This is a genomic window from Mesorhizobium sp. WSM4814 (assembly GCF_055811595.1).
Genome location: NZ_JBVVQT010000012.1, coordinates 105,619 through 127,650, shown reverse-complemented (window position 1 = coordinate 127,650; position 22,032 = coordinate 105,619). Strand labels below are relative to the sequence as shown.

Annotated in this window: 18 protein-coding genes; 11 read left to right on the top strand and 7 right to left on the bottom strand. The window is 61.8% G+C overall.

The window, feature by feature from the left end:
* Window positions 1–58: 58 nt before the first annotated feature.
* From AC0L2V_RS19155 to AC0L2V_RS19140, 4 genes are all read left to right on the top strand, one after another.
* The gene (locus AC0L2V_RS19155) at window positions 59–2,008 is read left to right on the top strand and encodes a PrkA family serine protein kinase (RefSeq protein WP_027151391.1); all 1,950 of its coding nucleotides are present in this window, start codon (window positions 59–61) and stop codon (window positions 2,006–2,008) included.
* Between the two features lie 19 nt (window positions 2,009–2,027).
* Window positions 2,028–3,338, top strand: coding sequence for a YeaH/YhbH family protein (locus AC0L2V_RS19150; RefSeq protein ID WP_473513365.1), 1,311 nt, complete (start codon window positions 2,028–2,030; stop codon window positions 3,336–3,338).
* Window positions 3,339–3,347: 9 nt separating this feature from the next.
* On the top strand, window positions 3,348–4,970 hold the full coding sequence (locus AC0L2V_RS19145) for a SpoVR family protein (RefSeq protein ID WP_473513364.1): 1,623 nt from the start codon (window positions 3,348–3,350) through the stop codon (window positions 4,968–4,970).
* Window positions 4,971–5,612: 642 nt separating this feature from the next.
* Entirely contained in the window at window positions 5,613–6,107 is a 495-nt protein-coding gene (locus AC0L2V_RS19140) for a DUF1772 domain-containing protein (RefSeq protein ID WP_473513362.1), read from the top strand.
* Window positions 6,108–6,133: 26 nt separating this feature from the next.
* Here the strand turns inward: AC0L2V_RS19140 and AC0L2V_RS19135 are convergent, their stop codons facing one another.
* Together AC0L2V_RS19135 and AC0L2V_RS19130 are read right to left on the bottom strand one after the other, a co-directional pair.
* A complete protein-coding gene (locus AC0L2V_RS19135) occupies window positions 6,134–6,340 on the bottom strand; it encodes a hypothetical protein (RefSeq protein WP_292549974.1) in 207 nt (68 codons plus the stop codon).
* 203 nt (window positions 6,341–6,543) lie between these two features.
* Window positions 6,544–8,538 carry a protein-L-isoaspartate(D-aspartate) O-methyltransferase gene (locus AC0L2V_RS19130; RefSeq protein ID WP_473513360.1) on the bottom strand — a complete coding sequence of 665 codons (1,995 nt, stop codon included), beginning with the start codon at window positions 8,536–8,538 and terminating at the stop codon, window positions 6,544–6,546.
* Window positions 8,539–8,797: 259 nt separating this feature from the next.
* Here AC0L2V_RS19130 and AC0L2V_RS19125 point away from each other — a divergent pair, with 259 nt between their 5' ends.
* The 3 genes from AC0L2V_RS19125 to AC0L2V_RS19115 all read left to right on the top strand — a co-directional run bounded on the left by AC0L2V_RS19125 (window position 8,798) and on the right by AC0L2V_RS19115 (window position 12,824).
* Window positions 8,798–11,209, top strand: coding sequence for a phosphoketolase family protein (locus AC0L2V_RS19125; protein WP_473520911.1), 2,412 nt, complete (start codon window positions 8,798–8,800; stop codon window positions 11,207–11,209).
* On the top strand, window positions 11,209–12,381 hold the full coding sequence (locus AC0L2V_RS19120) for an acetate/propionate family kinase (protein ID WP_473510376.1): 1,173 nt from the start codon (window positions 11,209–11,211) through the stop codon (window positions 12,379–12,381). The genes AC0L2V_RS19125 and AC0L2V_RS19120 overlap by 1 nt, the downstream gene beginning before the upstream one ends.
* Window positions 12,382–12,488: 107 nt before the next feature.
* Window positions 12,489–12,824 (top strand): hypothetical protein, encoded by a 336-nt coding sequence (locus AC0L2V_RS19115; protein ID WP_473510378.1) that lies wholly within the window; start codon window positions 12,489–12,491, stop codon window positions 12,822–12,824.
* Window positions 12,825–13,004: 180 nt separating this feature from the next.
* Here the strand turns inward: AC0L2V_RS19115 and pdxR are convergent, their stop codons facing one another.
* A complete protein-coding gene (pdxR, locus tag AC0L2V_RS19110) occupies window positions 13,005–14,495 on the bottom strand; it encodes a MocR-like pyridoxine biosynthesis transcription factor PdxR (protein WP_473520910.1) in 1,491 nt (496 codons plus the stop codon).
* A gap of 170 nt (window positions 14,496–14,665) precedes the next feature.
* On the opposite strand from pdxR, the gene AC0L2V_RS19105 reads away from it, so the two are divergent.
* The 3 genes from AC0L2V_RS19105 to AC0L2V_RS19095 are packed head-to-tail and all read left to right on the top strand — an operon-like array spanning window position 14,666 to window position 16,894.
* On the top strand, window positions 14,666–15,298 hold the full coding sequence (locus tag AC0L2V_RS19105; protein ID WP_473520909.1) for a LysE family translocator: 633 nt from the start codon (window positions 14,666–14,668) through the stop codon (window positions 15,296–15,298).
* 12 nt (window positions 15,299–15,310) lie between these two features.
* On the top strand, window positions 15,311–16,228 hold the full coding sequence (locus AC0L2V_RS19100; protein WP_473520908.1) for a dihydrodipicolinate synthase family protein: 918 nt from the start codon (window positions 15,311–15,313) through the stop codon (window positions 16,226–16,228).
* Window positions 16,229–16,252: 24 nt separating this feature from the next.
* The gene (locus AC0L2V_RS19095) at window positions 16,253–16,894 is read left to right on the top strand and encodes a LysE family translocator (protein ID WP_473520907.1); all 642 of its coding nucleotides are present in this window, start codon (window positions 16,253–16,255) and stop codon (window positions 16,892–16,894) included.
* 366 nt (window positions 16,895–17,260) lie between these two features.
* On the opposite strand, the gene AC0L2V_RS19090 is transcribed toward AC0L2V_RS19095, so the two are convergent.
* The 4 genes from AC0L2V_RS19090 to AC0L2V_RS19075 form a co-directional block, all read right to left on the bottom strand.
* Window positions 17,261–18,310: a methyltransferase gene (locus tag AC0L2V_RS19090; RefSeq protein WP_473520906.1), complete on the bottom strand. Its 1,050-nt coding sequence runs from the start codon at window positions 18,308–18,310 to the stop codon at window positions 17,261–17,263.
* Window positions 18,311–18,525: 215 nt separating this feature from the next.
* The gene (locus AC0L2V_RS19085; RefSeq protein ID WP_473490726.1) at window positions 18,526–19,203 is read right to left on the bottom strand and encodes a DUF6064 family protein; all 678 of its coding nucleotides are present in this window, start codon (window positions 19,201–19,203) and stop codon (window positions 18,526–18,528) included.
* 87 nt (window positions 19,204–19,290) lie between these two features.
* A complete protein-coding gene (locus tag AC0L2V_RS19080) occupies window positions 19,291–20,106 on the bottom strand; it encodes an aldo/keto reductase (RefSeq protein WP_473520933.1) in 816 nt (271 codons plus the stop codon).
* A 325-nt stretch (window positions 20,107–20,431) separates the two neighbouring features.
* The gene (locus AC0L2V_RS19075) at window positions 20,432–20,932 is read right to left on the bottom strand and encodes a hypothetical protein (RefSeq protein ID WP_473520905.1); all 501 of its coding nucleotides are present in this window, start codon (window positions 20,930–20,932) and stop codon (window positions 20,432–20,434) included.
* A gap of 238 nt (window positions 20,933–21,170) precedes the next feature.
* On the opposite strand from AC0L2V_RS19075, the gene AC0L2V_RS19070 reads away from it, so the two are divergent.
* Window positions 21,171–22,016, top strand: coding sequence for an alpha/beta hydrolase family protein (locus AC0L2V_RS19070; protein ID WP_473520904.1), 846 nt, complete (start codon window positions 21,171–21,173; stop codon window positions 22,014–22,016).
* The last annotated feature ends 16 nt before the right edge of the window (window positions 22,017–22,032 follow it).

The following is a 22,032-nucleotide window of genomic DNA, read 5'->3' as shown; positions in this document are numbered from 1 at the left end:
TTTCCGACAGTTGAGTGAAGAGGCGACAGCAACCAGACCGGCCGGGGCGAGGAATACCATGCGCGAGAACCACTCCGACGTCTTCGATCTGTTTTCGGAGATTTACACCAATGCGGCGCAGGAGGAGATAAGCATCCAGCAATATCTCCTTGCCTGCCGCGAGGATAAATCGATGTATGCTTCGGCGCCCGAGCGGATGGTCGAGGCGATCGGCGAGCCCACCCTGATCGACACCAGCATGGATGAGCGGCTCGGCCGCATTTTCTCGAACAGGACAATCAAGGTCTATCCCACCTTCGCCGAGTTCTATGGCATGGAGGACACGATCGAGCGCATAGCCGGCTATTTCCGCTATGCCTCTCAGGGGCTCGAGGAGCGCAAGCAGATTCTCTATCTGCTTGGCCCTGTCGGCGGCGGCAAGTCCTCGCTCGCCGAACGGCTGAAGAAGCTGATGGAGGAGCGTCCGATCTATACGCTGAAGGTCGGCGACCAGATCAGTCCGGTTTTCGAATCGCCGCTCGGGCTTTTCAATCCTGACCGCATGGGCGACCTTTTGGAGGACAAATACGGCATCGCGCGGCGCCGGCTGAACGGTCTTATCTCGCCATGGGCGGCCAAGCGCCTCGACGAACTGTCCGGCGACATCTCCAAGTTCAGCGTCGTCAAGCTCATGCCTTCGCGGCTACGCCAGATAGGCATCTCCAAGACCGAGCCAGGCGATGAGAACAACCAGGACGTTTCGGCCCTGGTCGGCAAGGTCGACATAAGACAGCTCGAGCATTTCAGCCAATCCGATCCGGACGCCTATTCCTACAGCGGCGGCCTGAACCGGACCACGCAGGGGCTGCTCGAGTTCGTCGAGATGTTCAAAGCGCCGATCAAGGTCCTGCATCCGTTGCTGACCGCTACCCAGGAAGGCAGCTACAACGGTACGGAAAACTTCGGATCTTTCCCGTATCAGGGCATCGTCGTAGCCCACTCCAACGAATCGGAATGGCTGCAGTTCAAGAACAACAAGAACAACGAGGCATTCCTCGACCGTATCCTGGTGGTCAAGGTGCCGTATTGCCTGCGGGTCACCGAAGAAAGGCAGATCTACGAAAAGCTGCTGCGCGAAAGCGAATTGGCCTCCAGTTCCTGTGCACCGGAGGTTCTCGACATTCTCAGCCGGTTCACCGTTTCGACCCGTCTGGCCGAGCACGACAATTCGCCGCTCTACACCAAGATGCGCGTTTATGACGGCGAGAACCTCAAGGACATAGATCCCAAGGCGAAGTCGGTTCAGGAATACCGCGATGCCGCCGGGGTCGATGAAGGCATGACCGGCGTCAGCACGCGCTTTGCCTTCAAGATCCTGTCGCAGACCTTCAACTACGACACCAAGGAAGTGGCCGCCGATCCCGTGCACCTGATGTACATTCTGGAGGAGGCGATCAAGCGCGAGCAGTTCCCCAAGGAAACGGAAGCCGCCTATCTCGACTTCATAAAGTCGGAACTGGCCACGCGCTATGCCGAGTTCATCGGCCATGAAATTCAGAAGGCCTATCTGGAGTCCTACAGCGAATACGGCCAGAACCTGTTCGACCGCTACATCGCCTATGCCGATGCCTGGATCGAGGACCAGGACTACAAAGACCCCGATACCGGCCAGATCCTCAATCGCGAGGTGCTGGACAACGAACTGTCGCAAGTCGAAAAGCCGGCCGGCATTGCCAACCCCAAGGACTTCCGCAACGAGGTCGTGAAGTTCACGTTGCGCGCAAGGGCGAGGAACCATGGCCGCAACCCGTCGTGGACGAGCTATGAAAAGCTGCGCGAAGTTATCGAGAAGCGGATGTTCGGCCAGGTCGAGGATCTGCTCCCGGTGATCAGCTTCGGCTCCAAGCAGGACAGCGTAACGGAGAAGCGGCATACCGAGTTCGTGCATCGGATGGTCGGACGCGGTTACACCGAACGCCAGGTCCGCCGGCTGGTGGACTGGTACATGCGGGTGAACAAGGCGGGCTGAGTCCGGCCGGGATGGTTCCATGCCGATCTTTGTCGATCGCCGACTGAACCCAAAGGACAAGAGCCTCGGCAACCGCCAGCGCTTCCTGAAGCGTGCGCGCGAAGAGCTGAAGCGAAGCATCCGGGATCGGATCCGTACCGGCAAGATCGCCGATGTCGACAGCGAGCACACCGTCTCGATGCCGGCGAGGGGCACAGCAGAGCCGAGCTTCAGCGATGCCAAGGACAGCGGCAGGCGGCAGCACATCCTGCCGGGCAACAAGCATTTCGCCCCGGGCGACCGGGTTCCGAAGCCCGGCCAGGGCGGCGGCGGCTCATCTCCCGGGAAAACGGTCTCGGAGGACGATTTTCGTTTCGTGCTCTCGCGCGAGGAGGTGCTCGACCTCTTTTTCGAGGATCTCGAACTTCCCGACATGGTCAAGCTCAACCTCAAGGAGATACTATCCTTCAAACCGCGCCGCGCCGGGTTCGCGGCGACCGGTTCGCCGACCAACATCAATGTCGGGCGCACGATGCGAAACAGCCATGGTCGCCGGATTGCGCTAAGGCGCCCCAAGCAGGAGGAACTCGATGCGATTGCGGAGCAACTCGCAATGCTGGAGGCCGAGCCGCAGATCGCGGCGCCGGCACGCCAGCGCATTGCAGCGCTGCGGGAGGAGCTTGAGCGACTTGAGCGCCGCCGCAAGCGGATCGCCTATGTCGATCCCGTCGACATCCGCTTCAACCGTTTCGACGCCCAGCCCGTACCGAACGCCAATGCGGTCATGTTCTGTCTCATGGACGTATCCGGCTCGATGGGCGAACGCGAGAAGGATCTGGCCAAGCGCTTCTTCGTGCTGCTGCACCTGTTCCTGAAACGGCGCTACGACCGCACCGAAATCGTCTTCATCCGCCATACGCACGAGGCGCAGGAGGTGGACGAGGAAACCTTCTTCTACAATACGCAAAGCGGCGGCACGGTTGTTTCCACGGCACTCGAGGAAATGCACCGCATCATCGCGCAACGCTATCCCAGCAACGAGTGGAACATCTATGCCGCCCAGGCGTCGGACGGCGACAATTTCGTCACCGATTCTGAGCGCTGCATCGGCCTGATGGACGGCCAGATCATGCGCCTGTGCCAGTATTTCGCCTATGTCGAGATCATCGACGAACGTGAGAGCCATATTTTCGGCACCACCGACAATGGAACCTCGCTCTGGCGCGCCTACAGCGTTGTCAACCAGCGATGGCCGAATTTCCAGATGAGCCGTATCGCCAACGCAGCCGACATCTATCCGGTCTTTCGCCAGCTCTTTGCCAGGCAGCCGGTCTTGCAGAAAAGCGCTTGAGGGGAGCCGATGGCGAACCAGACCATCAAGTCGGGCCAGACCAGCAAGTCGGGCCAAACCAGCAAATCAGGCCAAACCGGCAAACCAGGCCAAACCAGCAAATCAGGTTTGCTCTTTTCGGGGTCCGACTGGGATTTCAAGACACTGTCGCGCGCCTACGAAGCGATCGAGGCGATCGCCATCGAAGAGCTTCATCTCGACATCTATCCGGTGCAGATGGAGATCATCTCGTCCCAGCAGATGCTCGACGCCTATTCCTCGGTCGGCATGCCGCTGATGTATCGCCACTGGTCCTTCGGCAAGCATTTTCTCTACCAGGAATTGCTCTACCGCAAGGGCGGGCGGGGGCTCGCCTATGAGCTGGTGATCAATTCCAATCCTTGCATCGTCTACCTGATGGAGGAAAACACCATGGCCCTGCAGGCCCTGGTGACAGCTCATGCAGCGCTTGGCCATAATCATTTTTTCAAGAACAATCATCTGTTCCGGCAATGGACGGACGCCAGCGCGATCCTGAGTTATCTGGACTTTGCCAAGGGTTACATTGCCCGTTGCGAGGAGCGGCACGGCGTTGCCGCGGTGGAGGCGATCCTCGATGCGGCCCACGCGCTGATGGAACAGGGGGTCTTCAGATATCGCCGGCCGCCGAAGCTGTCGTCGGAGCGGCAGCGTGTAGGCGTTCGTGAGCGCCTGGAGTACGAAGAGCGTTCTTACAACGATCTGTGGCGCACGCTGCCGCCTTCGAAGGGTGGAGACAATGTTGGGGAAAAGAATTCCGACATCGCGGAGCGAAAGAAAACGCTCAAGTTGCCCGAGGAGAACCTGCTTTACTTCCTGGAAAAAAACAGCCTGGTCCTGGAGCCCTGGCAGCGTGAAATCGTCAGGATCGTCCGCGTCGTCGCGCAATACTTTTATCCGCAGCGGCAAACGCAGGTGATGAACGAAGGCTGCGCCACCTTCGTGCACTACACGCTGATGAACATGCTGTTCGATCGTGGCCTGATCAGCGAAGGCGCGATGCTGGAAATCCTGCGCAACCATTCGAACGTGATCTTTCAGCCGGGCTTCGACGACCCGCGGTTTTCCGGCATCAATCCTTATGCGTTGGGCCTCGACATGATGCAGGACATCCAGCGCATAGCGACCGAGCCGACTGCCGAGGATCGTGACTGGTTCCCCGATATCGCCGGCAACGGCGATTGGCGCGAAACCCTGCTCGACGCGTGGGCGAACCATCGCGACGAATCTTTCATCCGCCAGTATCTGAGCCCCGCTCTGATGCGGAAATGGCGGTTCTTTGTCCTCGCCGACGCCGCCAGCGAGCCGCATTACGAAGTCGCGTCGATACACAATGAGCGTGGCTACGAAAAGATACGCGCCGGGCTCGCCCAGAGCTACGACATCGGCGCGAGCCGGCCGGATATCCAGGTTGTGGATGTCGATCTGCTCGGCGACCGGCAGTTGCGACTGGAGCACAAGGTGAAGAACGGCATCATGCTGGAGGAGGGCGGTCGCGACGCGACGCTGCGCCATATCCGGACCCTGTGGGGCTATGAGGTCAGCCTGGCGGCGATCGATGCGCAAACCGGCGCGACGCTCAACGAACGTTCGACCAGCCAAATCGGGGAATGACCAAAACCGGAATGGCCGGCGACGGCGTCGTTCTACCGCCGGGTTTTTACTCCTGGGTCCAATGCTCCGGGTCCAATGCCCTGGCGGTCGGACCCGGGAAGGTCGGTTCCGTGGGGATCTCCGGTGGTATATCGGGAGGAATTTCGACGGGCTGCCTTTCGGGGCTGGGAACGGGATCAGGCGAAGGCGGAGGAACGCCCGGAGGCTCACCAGGCGGAGTCTCCGGCGGAGCAGGCGGCCGGGCCGGCTCAGGATTGGGATTATCCGGTATCGGCACGGGATTGTTCGGGTCTGGATCAGGATCGGTCATCGGAGACTCCCCGAAGCTTGCTTCACATCTCCTCGGCGCCAATGTGTTTCCACTCAACAGCTCCGGCGCCAATGAATAGCTCGTTTCTCGCTGTCGACCCCGGCCTAGACGTGGGTCGTTCACAGCGGCATGTGTCTCCTTCCATTTGCTCGGAGGAGGATCATCCAGGGTGACAACCATCGCGCCGAACGATGGTTCCATGCCTTGGCGGTGGGGCTCTATGCCAGCGGCGTTGAATAATGGAGCGGCGGCTCCACCTTCGTCACCTTTACCGTGTCGGCGAGCACGCTATGTACGCCGCGTATTGCCAAGACGGTTCAGGGAGGAACAGCATGCGCGCGTTCATGATTGTCACCCTTCTTCTGGTCGCAACCACGATGGCGCTGTCGCTTGCGCACGCTTTGGAGTTGCCCGGCAAGTTGCGCCTCAAGGAGGCCACCTACAAATCTGTGCAGACCATCTACTATCCCGGTTTCACGATCGGCGGGTTTGCCGAGATCGGCGGCATCGTTGCACTCGCCACCCTGCTTTACCTCACGCCTTATCCTGGCGCTAGATTCTGGTGGACCTTGGCGGCCCTTGTCTTCCTCGTGGCGGAACATGCGGTCTATTGGCTGGTCACGCATCCCGTCAACAATTTCTGGGTGCAGGATGTCGCTGTCTCTAAGCCAGCCGCGACGTTTTTTTCAATGCTCCGTCGGAAGCAAAGCGGCGACTGGACAGACCTGCGCGACGTTTGGGAAGCCTCGCACATCGCCAGGGCAGGCCTGGCGATGCTAAGCCTGGTCTCAATTGCCGCTGCCGCGACGTTTTTTGCTGGGGAGTGAACAACGCGCAGGGATGCGCAGCGGCGCTACTTGTTCGTCCGCATCTTTTGCCTTGGATTGATGCCGCCAAGGGCGTTGGTGTCGTTCTCGACGTCGCCTTCGATGGTGTTTTCGCCTTCGAGCAAGACTTCGTCGCCTTCCTTGATCGTGCCTTTGGAGCTCCCGATACCGGGATTGTTCCTCAGATCGGCATCGCTCGGTTTTTTCCACTTTGGATGTTTGGTTCCGCTCATGGCATAGCTCCTTCGAAAAGGGTTCCTGTTCTAAAGCGCATCGCGTTGAAACGGATTCAATCGACGCGCTTTAAATCTTTGTTTTTATGCATGTCGTTGTCCCAAAACCGCTGCGCACTTTTGGGCGACATGCACTAGAAACAGCACGGCGCGATGAATGTTCCGCCGAAACTCACCTCGACGCGGCCTTGTCCGAGAGGCGGCTAAAGCCCGAACGGATAGGTGTCGGGAACGCCGGTTCCGACATGCTCCGGCCCAAGCGGCGTCACCGCGACGGTTTCGTCAAACCAGACGAACGCGTCAAACTGCTGGGCAAGAGAGGCATCCGCGTAATGGCTGCGCAGTTCGGTTTCCGGCCGATAGATCACGCCGATGAAGCGCTCCAGCCGACGCTCCAGAAGCCGCTCGCGCAACGTATCGTCGCGCTTGATATCGAGCAGGAAACGCGAGACGCCGCTATCATGGCAAAGCCGCTCGTAACTATCGCTATGGGAAGGCCGCACCCGCTTGATTTCCATCTCGCTGTCCCAGTCGGAGGCCGCGGCGACTGTCCCGGAATGCGTGCCGAGCCCGATCAAGGCTGCCTCGTCGCCGAAGCGCTGGCGGCAGAACTGGCCGATATTCACTTCGTCCCTGACATTCCCCATTTCGGTGTAGCGGGCATCGCCGATATGGGAATTATGCGCCCACACGACCGCCTTGGCGTTCGGCCCGCGAGCTTCCAGCAGATGCTCGAGCGTCTCGAACATATGGGTGTCGCGTAAATTCCAGGACTGCGCGCCGCCATAATACATGATCCGGTAGTAGCGTTCCGCGGAAGCGATCAGCCGGGCATTCTGGGTCGCATCCATGAAATCGACGTCGTCCTGCTGGGCATAGTCGAGCTGCCTGGCAAGCAGTTCGCGGCATTGTTCGAGCACGGCCTGCTCGCATTTCTCGAAACCCGATGTGAGTGCGACACGGCCGTAGGTGGATGGTTCATGTTGCCAAGGCGTCAGGCAGCCATAGCGTTCACGCGCGATCTTTGCTGCCTGCGGATCGACCCGATCGAGATATTGTAGAACCGCGGCGATCGATCCGCTCATATTGTAGATGTCGAGGCCATAGAACCCCGCCAGTCGGGACGATAGCCTGATGCGTTCATTGTGATGTCGCATCCAGTCGACGAACGCCGCAACGTCGGTGTTGCGCCACATCCAGGTGGGAAACCGCTGGAACGGCGGATCGGCGTTGGCGCGTGGCGGCCGATGGCGGACGTAGCGATCGATCGCCGCTGCATCAGGCCAGTCGGCCTCGACGGCGACGATGGTGAAGCCGTGCTTCTCGATGAGCCTGCGGGTGATCGCGGCGCGGGCCCGGTAGAACTCCGACGTGCCGTGGCTCGCTTCACCGAGCAGGACGACGCGCCGGTCGCCAAACCGGTCGAACAATGCGCCGAACGCCGGATCGTCGAAGTCCGGCAGCGGTTCGGCCGCCGCCGCGATCATCTCGGGCAGGCTGCGCGTGCGTGCGCGTCCGGACGGACGATCATTCGCGATACGGTTGCCGCTCTCGGGCCAGCCCTGCTCGCCGATGAGCGGGACAAACCGCACGCCGCCGAAATCCTCCTCGCTGTAAGTCGCAGCGCCGGTTCGGGTGACCTTGAGAAGGCGCTGATCATGCGGATCGTCGCCGACCGGGATGACGAGCCTGCCGCCGACGTCGAGCTGTTCCTGAAGCGCAAGCGGCGCACCGGGTCCGCCGGCGGCGACCAGAATGGTGTCGAAGGGCGCCGCGTCGGGCCAGCCTTTGGTGCCATCGCCGGTGCGGACTTCGATATTGTCGTAGCCAAGCTCTTGGAACCGCTGTCTCGCCGTTTCGGCCAACCCGGCGTGGCGCTCGATCGTGTAGACGCGTTCGACGAGCCGGCTCATCACGGCAGCCGCGTAGCCCGAACCGGTGCCAACCTCGAGGACATGGTCGCCCGGTCCGATTTCCGCCATCTCGATCATCAAGGCTACGATGTAGGGCTGCGATATCGTCTGACCCTCGGCAATCGGCAGCGGCCCGTCCTCATAGGCGAATTCTTCAAAGCCGGGAGCGACGAATGCCTCGCGCGGAACCTCGCGCATCGCTTCCAGCACCTCGCGGTCATGGATGCCACGGCGGCTGAGATGGATTTCGACCATTCGGTTGCGTGCGCGGGAAAGATCGAGCATCTTTTTGCTCCTCTTGCGAACTGACAGCCCCCGATTGTCCCCTGATCGTGCCCGACGGCTTCTCGGGTAGGCGCTCGGCCTCGGCAACTCATATCGGGCGGCTAGTCTCCTTAACCGCTGGCGAGCTTCCAGGTTCCTGCAAAAGAGCGATTGGCGGGCGCAAATGGCGGCTCCAGCCGAACTTATTTCCGTGAAATCCTTTCTCCAGAGCGATGTCACTCCAGATATCGACGGGCGAACGCATTCTGGAGAATTTTCGATGAACGACGAGGCTCAGAAAGCTGCGACCACAACGGGCCTTTATCAGGTCGATCTCATGGACCGCTATTGGCGGGCCGCGAACTACATTTCGGTTGGCCAGATCTATCTGATGGATAATCCGCTGCTGCGCGAGCCGCTGAAAGCCGAACACGTCAAGCCGCGGCTGCTTGGCCATTGGGGCACGACGCCTGGCCTCAACTTCATCTACGTCCACCTGAACCGCGTCATCCGTCAACGCGGTCTCGACGTTCTGTTTATCTGCGGCCCGGGTCATGGCGGCCCGGCGATGGTGGCGAACACCTGGCTTGAGGGCAGCTACAGCGAAATCTATCCCGAAATCGGCCAGGGCGAAGACGGCCTGAGGAAACTTTTTCGGCAATTCTCGTTCCCCGGCGGAGTGCCGAGCCACGCTGCTCCGGAAACGCCCGGCTCGATCCATGAAGGCGGGGAACTGGGATATGCGCTGGTCCATGCTTTCGGCGCGGCCTTCGACAATCCCGATCTGGTGGTCGCCTGCGTCGTCGGCGACGGCGAAGCGGAAACCGGTCCGCTCGCGGCGGCATGGCACTCCAACAAGTTCCTCAACCCGTCATCCGACGGCGCTGTCCTGCCGATCCTGCATCTCAACGGCTACAAGATCGCCAACCCGACGATCCTTGCCCGCATGGATGACGTGGAATTGCGAGCCCTGTTCGCCGGCTATGGCTACGAACCTTTTTTCGTCGAAGGTCACGAGCCGGTTCCCATGCATCGGTTGATGGCCATCAAGCTGGACACCGTGCTCGACAGAATCCGCTCGATCCAGGAGCGCGCCCGTACGCCGTTCTGGCAAGGAGAGCGTCCGCTGTGGCCGATGATCGTGCTGCGCAGCCCGAAGGGGTGGACCGGCCCGAAGGAGGTCGATGGCGAGAAGGTCGAGGATTTCTGGCGCTCGCATCAAGTGCCGGTGTCGAACGCCCGCAGCAATGCGGGACACCGCAAGATCCTCGAAGACTGGATGCGGAGCTACGAACCGGAAAAGCTGTTCGACGACAGCGGGCATCTTCTTCCAGAGCTGGCGGCGCTTGCGCCAACCGGATCCAAGCGCATGGGCGCAACCCCGTATGCCAACGGCGGACTGCTGAAGCGCGACCTCGTGCTTCCCGATTGGAAAAGCCTGGCGCTTGATGTGCCGCGTCCGGGTGGCGCCAAGGCCGAGGCGACGCGGGTTCTCGGGGGCTATCTTCGCGACGTCATGAGCCTGAATGCGCAGGCCGGGAATTTCCGGCTGATGGGGCCGGACGAGACATCCTCCAACCGGCTTGACGAGGTATTCGAGGTTACCGACCGGGTCTGGATGCAGCGGATAGAGCCCTATGACGCAAAACTCTCCCGGGACGGCCGCGTCATGGAAGTGCTCAGCGAGCATCTCTGCCAGGGATGGCTGGAGGGCTATTTGCTGACCGGCCGCCATGGCCTGTTCTCCTGTTACGAGGCGTTCATCCACATCGTCGATTCCATGGTCAACCAGCATGCGAAATGGCTGAAGACATCCCGCGAGCTTGCCTGGCGCGAGCCGATCGGTTCCCTCAATTACCTGCTGACCTCGCATGTCTGGCGGCAGGATCACAATGGCTTCAGCCACCAGGATCCGGGCTTTGCCGATTTCGTCGCCAACAAGAAGGCCGACACGGTCAGGCTCTATTTCCCGCCGGATGCCAACACGCTGCTGTGGATCACCGACCATTGCCTGAGAACCTATAACCGCATCAACGTCATCACCGCCGGCAAGCAGCCGGCGCCGCAATGGCTGTCCGTCGACGCCGCGGAGGCCCACTGCAGGGCGGGGGCGGGAATCTGGGGGTGGGCCGGGACGGTTGCGGAGCGCGAGGATCCGGATGTGGTCATGGCCTGCGCCGGCGACGTGCCGACACTGGAGACGCTCGCGGCCGCCGATATTCTGCGTTCGGCGCTTCCTGACCTGAAGGTTCGCGTCGTCAACGTGGTCGACCTGATGACGCTGCAGTCGAATTCAGAGCATCCGCATGGCTTGGCGGACGAGGATTTCGACGCGCTGTTCACGAAGGCCAGGCCGGTCATCTTCGCCTATCATGGCTATCCCTATCTCATCCACCGCCTGACCTACCGACGCGCCAACCATGACAACATGCACGTGCACGGCTTTCGTGAGGAAGGCACCACGACGACGCCGTTCGACATGGTCGTGCTCAATGAGCTCGACCGCTACCACCTGGCGCTCGCCGCGATCGAACGCGTGCCTGGGCTCGCCGAACGGGCGAAAGACCTTGCCGCCGAACTTCACGGGAAGCTTGCCGAACACAAGGCCTATGTTCGCAAGCACGGCGAAGACATGCCCGAGATCCAGGAGTGGAACTGGCCCGAGAACAGCGCGGCGAAGGCTGGCGATTGATGCGACAGGCAATTCTGGCACTGAACGCCGGCTCCTCCAGCATCAAGTTCGGACTATACGATCTGGAACCCTCCGCCGAACTGCAGCTTGTCTCGCGTGGCACGCTGGATCTGGGCGATGCGCCGAGGCTCAGCGCGAAAGCGGCCGACGGAACAGTGCAGTGTGATCGGCGGCTTGCCGCAGACGCACGCGATACGGGCATCGGCGACTTGCTGCGCTGGATCGAGAGCGAACTTGGCGGCAGGAAACTGGTCTGCGCCGGTCACCGCATCGTGCATGGTGGGCGCGAGTTCGTCGAACCCGTCCGCCTGACGCCGGTCGTGATCGAGGCCCTGGACAGGCTGACGCCGCTTGCGCCGCTGCACCAGCCCCGCAGTCTCGCGCCGATCCGCACACTTGCGGCGCTGCGGCCGGATCTGCCGCAGGTCGGCTGCTTCGACACAGCCTTCCATCAGACGATCGATCCGATCGTCAGCCGCTTCGCGCTGCCGCGCAAATACGATGCGGACGGAATCCGCCGCTACGGGTTTCACGGACTTTCCTACGAGTACATCGCCGGGCGGCTCAAGGCGATGTCGCCGGCGCTTGCAGCGAAGCGGACGATCGTCGCCCATCTCGGCAACGGGGCGAGCCTGTGCGCCATGCGCGACGGGAGAAGCTTCGACACGACGATGGGCTTTTCCGCGCTCGACGGGCTGGTCATGGGCACGCGTTGCGGCGCCATCGATCCGGGCGTGCTTTTGTACTTCGTCCTGGAACGAGGCATCGCCGGAGAGGCTCTGCAGCATATGCTCTATGAGCAATCCGGGCTGCTTGGAATATCCGGCATCTCGGGCGACATGCGCACGCTGGAAGCGAGCGACGGCCCCCACGCCCGCGAAGCGGTAGAGCTTTTTGCCTTCAGGGCGGCACGGGAAGCTGCCGCGCTCGCCAACACGCTGGGCGGCCTCGAATGCCTGGTGTTCACCGCCGGCATCGGCGAGCGCTCGGCGCCGGTCCGCAAGGCAATATGCGAAAGGCTTGATTGGCTTGGCGTGGCGATCGACGAGCCATCCAATGCCGCCCATGCCGGGATCATAAGCCGACCCGACAGCAAGGTCGAAATACGCGTCGTCGCGACCGACGAGGAGAGCATCATTGCCCGCCACGCGCGGGTGCAAGGGGATGCTTGATAACGCAATCAGCGGCGCGTTTTCTGGGGCAAGGAACCCTGCGCGTCCGCGACCGTTTCCGCTATCTGATGACCTTGGGGGATATGATTACCAAAGGGAGAAATCCAATGGCGGAGACCACCAATATGGCAGGCACCTCAAAGGCGGCAAACGACGCGCAGGAAGTGATGAAGAAACAGATCGCCGAGCTTCGTCGCGAAATCGCCAAAATAAACCGGACCCTTTCCGACCGTGCCGAGGAGGCACAGGGCTGGTACGAGAGCGCCGCCGAACGAGCCTCGCGCGCAGCCCGGCAATTGCGTAGCCAGGCACACACCGTGACCGAAACCGTCCAGCAGAATCCAGGCACGATCTCTACGGCGATGATGCTTGGCGGCGTGCTCGGCGTTCTCTTGGGAATTGTGATTGCAAAGAGCTCCGAGCCTGAACGGCGGTGGTTCTAGGGCATTTTGCAGCCAAAAATCTTGGTTTGGCGTCCGACAAAATGCGTAAAACAAGGAGTTAGAGCGCGGTTTTAGTCCACCAAAACGCAAAGCGCTCTAGCGGCAGATCACCACCCGCGCGATGCCGAGGCTGCCTTCGGGGTCGCGCGCGCCTGTTCCCTCAGGCAGGCCGTAAAGCACCTACGATACGTCGCCGCTGCCTGTTGCCTCCTCGTAAGCGCGTCGAAGGAGCTTTAGTCCTCTGTGGATCTGGCTCTCGGTCAGACTTGCGTATCCCATCACCAGGCCGAGGCAGCTGCGATCCAATGTCTGGTCGAAATAATGCGGCGATATGGAATAGATGCCGACCCCAAGCGAGGCGGCTTTCTCGATGAATGATGTCGCCATGGAGGGCGGCGTGTCGTGAAACCAGACGACGACGTGCAGACCGGCCTCTGCGCCTTCGACCCGAACAAGATCGCGGAATTCCGCCTGCAGAGCGTCGAGGAGCGCTGCACGTCGGCGGGCATTTTGACGCCGGGCCTTGCGCACGTGGCTTTCGTAGGCGCCGGATTCCAGCAGGGTCGCAAGCGCCTCCTGTTCGAGGCTGGGGGCATGCCTGTCCGTCAGGCGCTTGGCATGGACAAAAACCTCCTGCAACTCACGCGGAACGACGACGTAGCCGATCCGCAGCAACGGCGACAGTGTCTTCGAAACCGTACCGATATAGATGACGTTCGACGCGCCTCCCAGCGCGCGAAGCGGCGGTATCGGGTTCATGTCGAAACGATATTCGCTGTCGTAGTCGTCCTCGACGATGTAGGCCCTCTTCTCTTTCGCCCATCCTAGCAGTTGCTGGCGTCGCCCCATCGACATTACGCTTCCCAGGGGAAACTGATGTGAAGGCGTGACGTAAGCCAGCCGCGCGCCAACATCCGCCAACAGGTCCGCCCTGATGCCTTCGGCGTCGACCTCCACCGGGGCGGCGATGGCTCCGGTCATCTCGAAGACGCTCCGTGCCATCGGGTAGCAGGGCTCTTCGATGGCGAAGCCGTCGCCCTCATCGAGAAGCAGGCGGGCGCAGAGATCCAGTCCCTGCTGAGAGCCGTTGACGACGACGATCTCACCCACCTCGCAGCGGATGCTGCGCGCTCGCCATAGATAGCCCTGCAGGGCGGCACGCAGGCGGATCAAGCCACAGGGGTCGCCATAGGACAGCTTGAGCGGCCGTCCCAGCGCAGCATCGTTCATGGCCTTTCGCCAGGCAAGGGTCGGGAAGTCAGAGGCCGACATGTCGCCGTAGCGGAAGTCGGCTACGAGCTTCTCCGACGCAACCCGCATCGGGATGGTCCGGGATCGAAGCCTTTCTGCGAAAGCGGAGAGGCTGTGTGGCTCTGCGGCTGTATCAACGAGGTCTCCCGGCTCGCTGTGCGTGACCGTGATGGCCACCCGTGGCCGCGCGCCATGTCGAATGACCACGAACCCCTCGGCGGCGAGCTGTTCGTAAGCGGACGTCACAGTCGTTCGTGAGACGCCAAGCTCGACCGCCAGCGCACGAGCCGACGGGAGCACGTCCCCACGGCCGTATACTTCTGCCACGATCTGTTCCCGCAGGTTCTCATAGATCCCGCGGGCGCCCAATCCCGACGACGAACTTCCCGACGACGAATTCTGCTTGCGGGACTGGATCATTCGCGATTACCCAAATGAAGACGTTTCGTTGATCCAGACATTACCGGGAAAATCAGCAAGACAAAGGCCTGAGGCCAACTGGACCAGCGCTTTTTATTCAAAACTGGTTCTAGGTTAGGGCCAGTTGTGCTTGTATTGATGACGCCAGATTGCATCTCCTGGGAAGTAAAATGCTGGCCGAGTTCCACCAATTCATCATCGTCTTTACCGCCTACGTCATCGCTGCCGGCAGTCCCGGGCCGAGCAATATGCGTATCATGGCCGTTGCCATGAACGACGGCCGCGGGGCCGCGCTGGCAATCGCATTCGGCGTCGTCAGCGGCTCGATCTTTTGGGGCCTGATGGCGGCGTCAGGTGTCTCGGCGATCCTCAGCCGATACGCGCAGGCACTCGTGGTCCTGCAGCTGGTTGGAGGCCTGTATCTTCTCTATCTCGCCTTCAAGGCGGGCAAGGCTGCGCTTTCTTCAGGCAAGGGTCAGCTTCGCCCGACCAACGAACGGAAGGCGACGGCGGCCACTCTCTACAAGCGCGGACTGCTGATGCATCTCACCAATCCGAAATCGATCCTGGCATGGATCGCGCTGATGACGCTGGGACTCGGGCCCGGGTCGTCGTCGCATACGGTTCTGGTGATCCTCGCGGGCTGCGCGGTGCTGAGCGTCACCATCTTCTGCGGCTACGCGATCGTCTTTTCGACCGCTCCCATGATCGTCCTGTATCGGCGGGCGCGGCGCTGGATCGAAGGCACGCTGGCGGTATTCTTCGGATTTGCCGGGCTAAAGCTTCTCCTGACCCGCATCTGAAAAGGTTCCTTCATGTCACTCTTCCAAGGCCTTTCAGCATTCCCGATCACCCCGGCGGACGCTTCCGGCAGGCTCGACACCGCCGCCCTCGCGCGCCTTCTGAGGAACATCGAGGAGGCGAGAGCGGACTCCATCGGACTGCTCGGCAGTACCGGCGCCTATGCTTTCCTCACGCGACAAGAGCGTCGACGGGCGGTAGAAACGGCAATGGACACGGTCGGCGGCAAAATCCCGGTTATTGTCGGCGTCGGAGCGATCCGGACCAGCGATGCCGTGGACCTTGCCCGTGACGCGAAGGCTGCGGGCGTCGACGGCCTGCTTCTCGCTCCGGTTTCCTATACGCCGCTTGTCGACGACGAGGTCTTCGAACACTTCACCGCAGTCGCCGACGCGGGGCAACTCCCGCTTTGCATCTACAACAATCCCGGCACGACCAGGTTCACCTTCAGCCTGGACCTCATTTCCCGCTTGTCGAAGGTGGTCAACATCGAAGCCGTGAAGATGCCTTTGCCGTCCGGTGGTGACTTCGCGTCCGAACTTGCCTCCCTCCGGTCTGCGACCGGGTCGGCATTCAGGATCGGCTACAGCGGCGACTGGGGCGGCGCGCCTGCGCTGCTCGCCGGGAGCGACGCCTGGTATTCCGTCGTCGCAGGACTTCTGCCGTCACCGGCCCTGGCCCTGACGCGAGCGGCGCAAGCCGGGGACGCTGCGGCCGTCGAGCGACTTGACGCCGCCTTCGGACCGCTTTGGGCGCTGTTCAAGGAATTCGGCAGTTTCAGGGTGATGTATGTCGTCGCCAGTCTTCTGAACCTCTGCGACGTCGATCCGCCACGCCCCGTCCTCCCTCTGAAGGACCAGGCACGGCAGCGCGTCGCCGCCGCTCTCGACCATCTCGATGCGGTTTTCTCCGCTTATGTGCAAGCTCGATAGACAGTCTTTCATCAGGATATTGCCATGCTGGAATCCAACGCCTTCACCATCTACCTGTTCACGGCATTCCTGCTGGCGATTACTCCGGGTCCGGGGATTTTTTATGTCGCCGCCCGAACCCTTTCCGGCGGTCGCTCGGAAGGAATCGCTTCGAGCCTTGGCAATGGTCTCGGCGGGCTGTTTCATGTCGTGGCCGGCAGCCTTGGCGTCTCGGCGATCGTGCTGGCAAGCGCCGAATTGTTCACGGCACTCAAGGTGGTCGGCGCGCTCTATCTGGTCTGGATGGGATACCAAACCGTTCGCCATGCCAGGCTCGACTACAAGTCGCTGGGTCATTCGGAGCCGCCCGTCGGCACGATGCGGGCCTTCAGGGATGGCGTTCTTGTCGAAGTGATGAACCCGAAGACGGCCGCATTCTTCCTCGCCTTCATTCCCCAGTTTGTCGATACATCGTCGGATCACGTCGTTCTGCAGTTCCTGATCCTCGGCGCCATCTCGGTTGCCCTCAACACGCTCGCCGATATTGTCGTGGCGTTTGCAGCCGGAAGGCTTCGCGACGGCGCGGCGTCGCGTGCGAATCTCGTTCGCCGTCTTCGTGAAGGCTCGGGCGGTGCCATGATCATGCTTGGATGTGGGCTGCTGCTGGCAAAGCGCCCGGTTGCCTGAGCTTGTGAGAAGGAGCAAAAATGCATGACGGCCGCTGGCCTTGTACCTGCTATGACGGCCGAATTCGCTTACCTCATCGATATCAAGTTCGTGACCAGACCTGCCTTGACCTCAAGCACCGGCGCGGGCGCCTCGGCATGACCGATGTCCCGCAACCGATCGGGCGTCAAACCAGCGATTGCCCGACGTCTTGAGACGGTCCGTTGCCAGGTCTTGAGAGCCGCGATTGCGGTTGCTGTGGTTTTCAGCACAAGTCCAAGCAGACGGTGAAGATCGACGCGAGTTTGCGTGTGAGCCATTTCGGCCTCCATCATCATTGTCGGCAGGATTGAACTGCGGGGCGCCTGTTACACTGCGCTTTGCGCCTTACGGCTTGCGGCCGATCACGGCGCCGTTCGCGCCGGGTGCCTCGAACCAGACCGTCTCGATGTGCCGGAATCCGGCTTCCTCGAGCCACGCCGAATATTCGGCCTGCGTGTAGTTTCGTCCTTCCGTCTCGATCAGCATGTTGAGGCTCATCAGCGCCGCCGGCGCCGGTCCGGTCTTTTCGTCATTGACGAGAAGCTCGCTGATGACGACTGCGCCGCCGCTCGGCAAAGCCCCGAACGACCGGCGCAGCAGGGCGCGGTTCTTCGCCTCGTCCCAATCGTGCAGGATCATCGACAGGAGATGCAAATCGTGATCCCCGGGAAGCTGCTCGAAGAAGTTGCCGCCTGCGGTCTCGATGCGGTCGGTCAAGCCGGCCTCGGCAATCTTTCCCGCGGCGATCGCGGCGACATGCGGCAAGTCGAACACGGTCGAACGCAGCGCCCCATACTGTTTGCAAAGCTCGATGTCGTACGCCCCCGATCCGCCGCCGATGTCGAGGAGGCGGCGGAAATGTCCGAAATCCAGGGCTTCGCCGAGCTTGCGCGCGGTCATCGTGGAGACCGAATGCATCGCCTCCCAGAACAGCGCCAGCATCATCGGATCTTCGCCGTCGAACGCCGAGGATCGCACCGCCGGATCCCACGTGGTCGGCCGGTTCGTGCGCAGCGCCTCAGTCAATCTGCCCCAACCGGGATAGAGCCGCTTGTCGAGCATCTGCACAAAGCCGCCGAAGTAATACGGTTTTCCGCGCACGAGATAGGTTTCGCTTAACGGCGTGTTGCGATAGCGGCCGCCGGTTTTCTCCAGCAGCCCGAGTGCAGCGCAGCCGGTCAACAGCATCTCGGCCGGGCGTTGATGCAGGCTGAGCGCTTCCGCCAGCTCGGCAACCGTGGTGCCGGCGCCGCCGGCAAGGCGGCTGAACAGGTCCAGCTCATGCGCAGCCGCCAAGGTCTTGAAGGCCCAGAAACCGGTCGACAGCGCCATCAGCGGGACGGCGGAAGGAAGTTCCGGCGTGGCGGCTATTGGTTGGACGGTTGGATTGACCATGATTACCTCTCTTTCAGAGCAAGTCACATCCGCAACCGGCTGGCGCAACCGGCTGGCTTGTGACAATCCACGCGGCGAGCGTGTGGCTGCGGTCTGCTGAAGTGCGAACCTGGCGGTACGGCGTTACGCGACGATTTCAGAAGGAGAAAATTCGGTTACATCTGAAACTTGTATTATCTGGCCGGAGCCGGCTGATTTTCTCGATCGTGCCGGCATCACGGGGCGATGCGGCGCAGGGTCAAGGCAGCTAAAATGGTGGCCGCTGCCAGAAGCGGCAGCCAGGCTTGCGGATCGCCCATGGCATGCAGCGTCAGGCCGCTGAGCAGCAGCCACAGCAGCGGGATCGCCAACAGCAGCGGCACAAGCCCGCCGCTCGCGGCAAGCAGGACGCCGAGCGCTGCGATCGCCGTCGGGTCCGGCGCGATGCCGAAGACCTCGGCGCTCGCCGATGGCCGCCCGAAGAGCGGCGGCAGCAGGGGATAGACGACGAGGCCAGCGACCGCGATCAGCAGCCCGAGCCGCTCTGCGAGGTCCCGCCGGTCAAAGGCGAGGCCGCCGCGCGCACCGCCGATCACCAGCAACAGCGCCTGCAGGCCGAAGGCCGGCGCGACATAGGCGATCGCCCAGTTGATCGCGGCATAGCGGCTCCACAGCAAGGACCAGCCGACGAAGGCAAAGAGCGCGGCGAGGACGAGCGTTATCCACAGACCATGGCGACGCGGCCGCTTAAGCACGAGCAGGACAATGGCGAGGCCGGCGGCGAGCGTCAGGAGATGCAGCGGCCAGAACGCGGCATTGGCCAATTCGAACATGCGCCAATAGACGCGCGGCGAGAAGAGCAGGAAATCCTCCAGCCGGTAGGTCCACCATTCCGACATCCAAGCAGGTTCCACAAAAGCCTCCCACGGTTTTGCGACAAGAACCTGCGACAAACAACAGAATCCAGGCAGGCTTTCGTGGGCCAGCCGACGAATGCCTGCCTAGAGGTCCCGGACGTAGGCCGCCATCCGCTCGCGCATGGCCGCGTCGGGGAGGGGTCCGGCCGCTGCCAACAGGTTCTCGCGCACGTGGTCGACGCGGGTGGTGGCGGGGATGGCGACGGTGACGGCGGGATGCGAAACGATGAATTTCAGTATGAACTGCGCCCAGGTCGCGGCACCGATCCCGGCCGCCCAGTCCGGCAGCGTCTCGCCCTGGAGCTGGCGCGTCAGCGTTCCTTGCCGAAACGGCCGGTTGACGATGACAGCCATGCCGCGCTCGGCCGCCAGCGGCAGCAGCCGTTGCTCCGCTTGTCGGTCGACGACGTTATAGGTGAGCTGCACGAAGTCGAGCGGATGCGCGCGCATGATCTCTTCGAACAAATCGTGCCGCCGTCCTTCGGACGTCGTGATGCCGACATAGCGGATCCGCCCGTCCGCCTTCATGGCGAACAGGGTTTCGAGATGCGTCTCCCAGGCGACGAGGTTGTGGACCTGCACGAGGTCGAAGCGCGGCACACCCCAGAAGCGGCGCGACTGCTCGATCTGCGCGGGTCCGTCGGCGGAGGAAGTCCAGACCTTTTCGGCGGAAAACAGCGCTTCGGGCCGACCGAGCTTTTCGAGGCCATAGCCGATCACGGGCTGCGAGGAGCCGTACATGGGCGAGGAATCGATCATGCGGCCGCCCGCCGCGAAGAAGGCCGCCATCACCTCGGCGCACTCGTCGCGCAGCACCGGATCGTCGCCGACATTGAAGGTGATCCAGGTGCCCAGGCCGACTGCGGGAAGCATCTCTCCCGAGGAGGGGACAGCGCGCATCGCCGGCGCAGGCGGCGCGCCGGGCGCGGCTGCCGGCAACACCAGAGCCGCTCCGGAAGCGGCGGCAGCCTTAACGAATGTCCTGCGGGTGATGATCATCGTCTGCCATCCCTGTCCTTTCGACCTCTTGTACTCCCGACCCCAAGAATGGTTCCGGCCGACCGGCTTTCCGCAAGGCGGATCGGCGGGGAGCCGGCGGTCGTCTCTGGCGACGGTTCGGATATGGAACGTCTGCCTGAAACAGGAACGAATGCTGCAGGGCCTGGGTTGCGCCAGCCAGCCCGATTACCTGGAACCCGATTAGCTGGCCGGGTTACCTGGCCAGCTACCTGGGGCTGGCTCCTGTCCTGACTTGATGGCGCTGGCGGGCATAGGCCACGCAGCCGTCTACCGTGCTGACGCAGAGCGCATCGCGGTGGTTCGGCGTGTTGTTGTCGCCGGCGTAGGCAACCTCGGCAACACGGCCATCGACCATTCGGATTTGCGTGTTGCAATAGCCGCCGGGATCGACATTGAGCGATCCTCCGACCGTCGGGATCGCGCCCACGGCCAAAGTTGGGATCACCACGTTGAGATTGCCGCGTTGAACGGTACGCTGATAGGTCCAGATCTGGCTTCCCCCCGCATCAGCGGTGGCAGTCGGAAAGCCGGCGCACATTCGAACGTCCGCCTCGCTGAGACCGACCATCTCTTTGCGGGCTGCCGACGTTGTGGCGTCTTCCTTCGGAAGGTTCGACGTGTCGTCAGGCGCGACGCAGGAGGACACGATCGAACTGCCGGCCAGGAGAACAAGAGGGACAAGCTTGCGGATGGGGGAAAATATCATGTGACCGCGAAGTTAGGCGAGCAGACAACCGAGTCAACCTGCACAACTTCACGATGTCGTTGGTCGTGCCGCTCGGCTGGACTTGACGCGCGACGGCCCGGATAGCTTCTCACGCTTGCCCGATGATGTCGGGCGTTACGCGATGTAAAATACGTACTTTCCTGACGATGTGAATAAACAAATGCTTTTCAGTCGCACAAAATGATGAAACAATGAAATTGAGATCGGGGAAAATTCGATGCGCAACGTCAGCGGACATGGCAAGCGCCTGTCCTATTACGATTTCGGGCACACGACGGTGTACGCTTCCCGCTTCGACCAGCGCTTCCCCTATTGCGCCTATGTCCCCGACGACTATGACGAGGACGGCGACAAGACCTATCCGCTGGCGGTGATCGTGCATGGCACCGAGCGAGGCATGCTCGCCTACCGGGACGCCTTCGCCGACTTCGCCGAACAGAACGGCGTGATCGTGCTCGCCCCGCTGTTCCCGGCGAATATCTGTTTTCCGGGCGATCTTTCCTCTTACAAGATGCTGCGCCAGGGCGACCTGCATTACGATTCCGTGCTGCTCGACATGGTCGAGGAGATGCGCGAGCGCTATCGCATCCGCGGCGACCGCGTGCTGATGTACGGCTTCTCCGGCGGCGGCCATTTCACCCATCGTTTCCTGTTCCTCCATCCCGAACGTCTTATGGCGGCATCGATCGGTGCGCCGGGCGTCGTGACCCTGCTCGATTTCGATCACGATTTCTGGGTCGGGGTGCGCGACTTCGAGAAAGTGTTCGGCAAGGCGATCGACCTCGACGCCATGCGCAAGGTTGCCGTGCAGATGGTGATCGGTGGTGACGATCTCCAAACCTGGGAGATCACCATCAAGCCGGAGGATGACTGGTGGATGCCCGGCGCCGATCTCGCCGGCGCGACCCGCAACGACCGGATCAGATCGTTGAAGGGCAGCCTGGAGAGACAGGGCGTCGAGGTGCAGTTGGATGTCGTGCCTGGCATCGCTCACAACGACGGCGCGCTCATCGTCAAGGTCAAGGAGTTCTTTGCGCGGACATTGAATGCGGCGCCCGCCTGAAAAACTGCAGTCAAAC

What these genes read in the sequence shown, in the direction of transcription:
- AC0L2V_RS19120 (WP_473510376.1), top strand. Translation starts at nt 11,209, where the DNA reads ATGCGACAGGCAATTCTGGCACTGAACGCCGGCTCCTCCAGCATCAAG.
- AC0L2V_RS19130 (WP_473513360.1), bottom strand. Translation starts at nt 8,538, where the DNA reads ATGCTCGATCTTTCCCGCGCACGCAACCGAATGGTCGAAATCCATCTC.
- AC0L2V_RS19135 (WP_292549974.1), bottom strand. Translation starts at nt 6,340, where the DNA reads ATGAGCGGAACCAAACATCCAAAGTGGAAAAAACCGAGCGATGCCGAT.
- AC0L2V_RS19150 (WP_473513365.1), top strand. Translation starts at nt 2,028, where the DNA reads ATGCCGATCTTTGTCGATCGCCGACTGAACCCAAAGGACAAGAGCCTC.
- AC0L2V_RS19145 (WP_473513364.1), top strand. Translation starts at nt 3,348, where the DNA reads ATGGCGAACCAGACCATCAAGTCGGGCCAGACCAGCAAGTCGGGCCAA.
- AC0L2V_RS19070 (WP_473520904.1), top strand. Translation starts at nt 21,171, where the DNA reads ATGCGCAACGTCAGCGGACATGGCAAGCGCCTGTCCTATTACGATTTC.
- AC0L2V_RS19155 (WP_027151391.1), top strand. Translation starts at nt 59, where the DNA reads ATGCGCGAGAACCACTCCGACGTCTTCGATCTGTTTTCGGAGATTTAC.
- pdxR (WP_473520910.1), bottom strand. Translation starts at nt 14,495, where the DNA reads ATGATCCAGTCCCGCAAGCAGAATTCGTCGTCGGGAAGTTCGTCGTCG.
- AC0L2V_RS19125 (WP_473520911.1), top strand. Translation starts at nt 8,798, where the DNA reads ATGAACGACGAGGCTCAGAAAGCTGCGACCACAACGGGCCTTTATCAG.
- AC0L2V_RS19080 (WP_473520933.1), bottom strand. Translation starts at nt 20,106, where the DNA reads ATGCGCGCTGTCCCCTCCTCGGGAGAGATGCTTCCCGCAGTCGGCCTG.
- AC0L2V_RS19140 (WP_473513362.1), top strand. Translation starts at nt 5,613, where the DNA reads ATGCGCGCGTTCATGATTGTCACCCTTCTTCTGGTCGCAACCACGATG.
- AC0L2V_RS19075 (WP_473520905.1), bottom strand. Translation starts at nt 20,932, where the DNA reads ATGATATTTTCCCCCATCCGCAAGCTTGTCCCTCTTGTTCTCCTGGCC.
- AC0L2V_RS19100 (WP_473520908.1), top strand. Translation starts at nt 15,311, where the DNA reads ATGTCACTCTTCCAAGGCCTTTCAGCATTCCCGATCACCCCGGCGGAC.
- AC0L2V_RS19090 (WP_473520906.1), bottom strand. Translation starts at nt 18,310, where the DNA reads ATGGTCAATCCAACCGTCCAACCAATAGCCGCCACGCCGGAACTTCCT.
- AC0L2V_RS19095 (WP_473520907.1), top strand. Translation starts at nt 16,253, where the DNA reads ATGCTGGAATCCAACGCCTTCACCATCTACCTGTTCACGGCATTCCTG.
- AC0L2V_RS19115 (WP_473510378.1), top strand. Translation starts at nt 12,489, where the DNA reads ATGGCGGAGACCACCAATATGGCAGGCACCTCAAAGGCGGCAAACGAC.
- AC0L2V_RS19105 (WP_473520909.1), top strand. Translation starts at nt 14,666, where the DNA reads ATGCTGGCCGAGTTCCACCAATTCATCATCGTCTTTACCGCCTACGTC.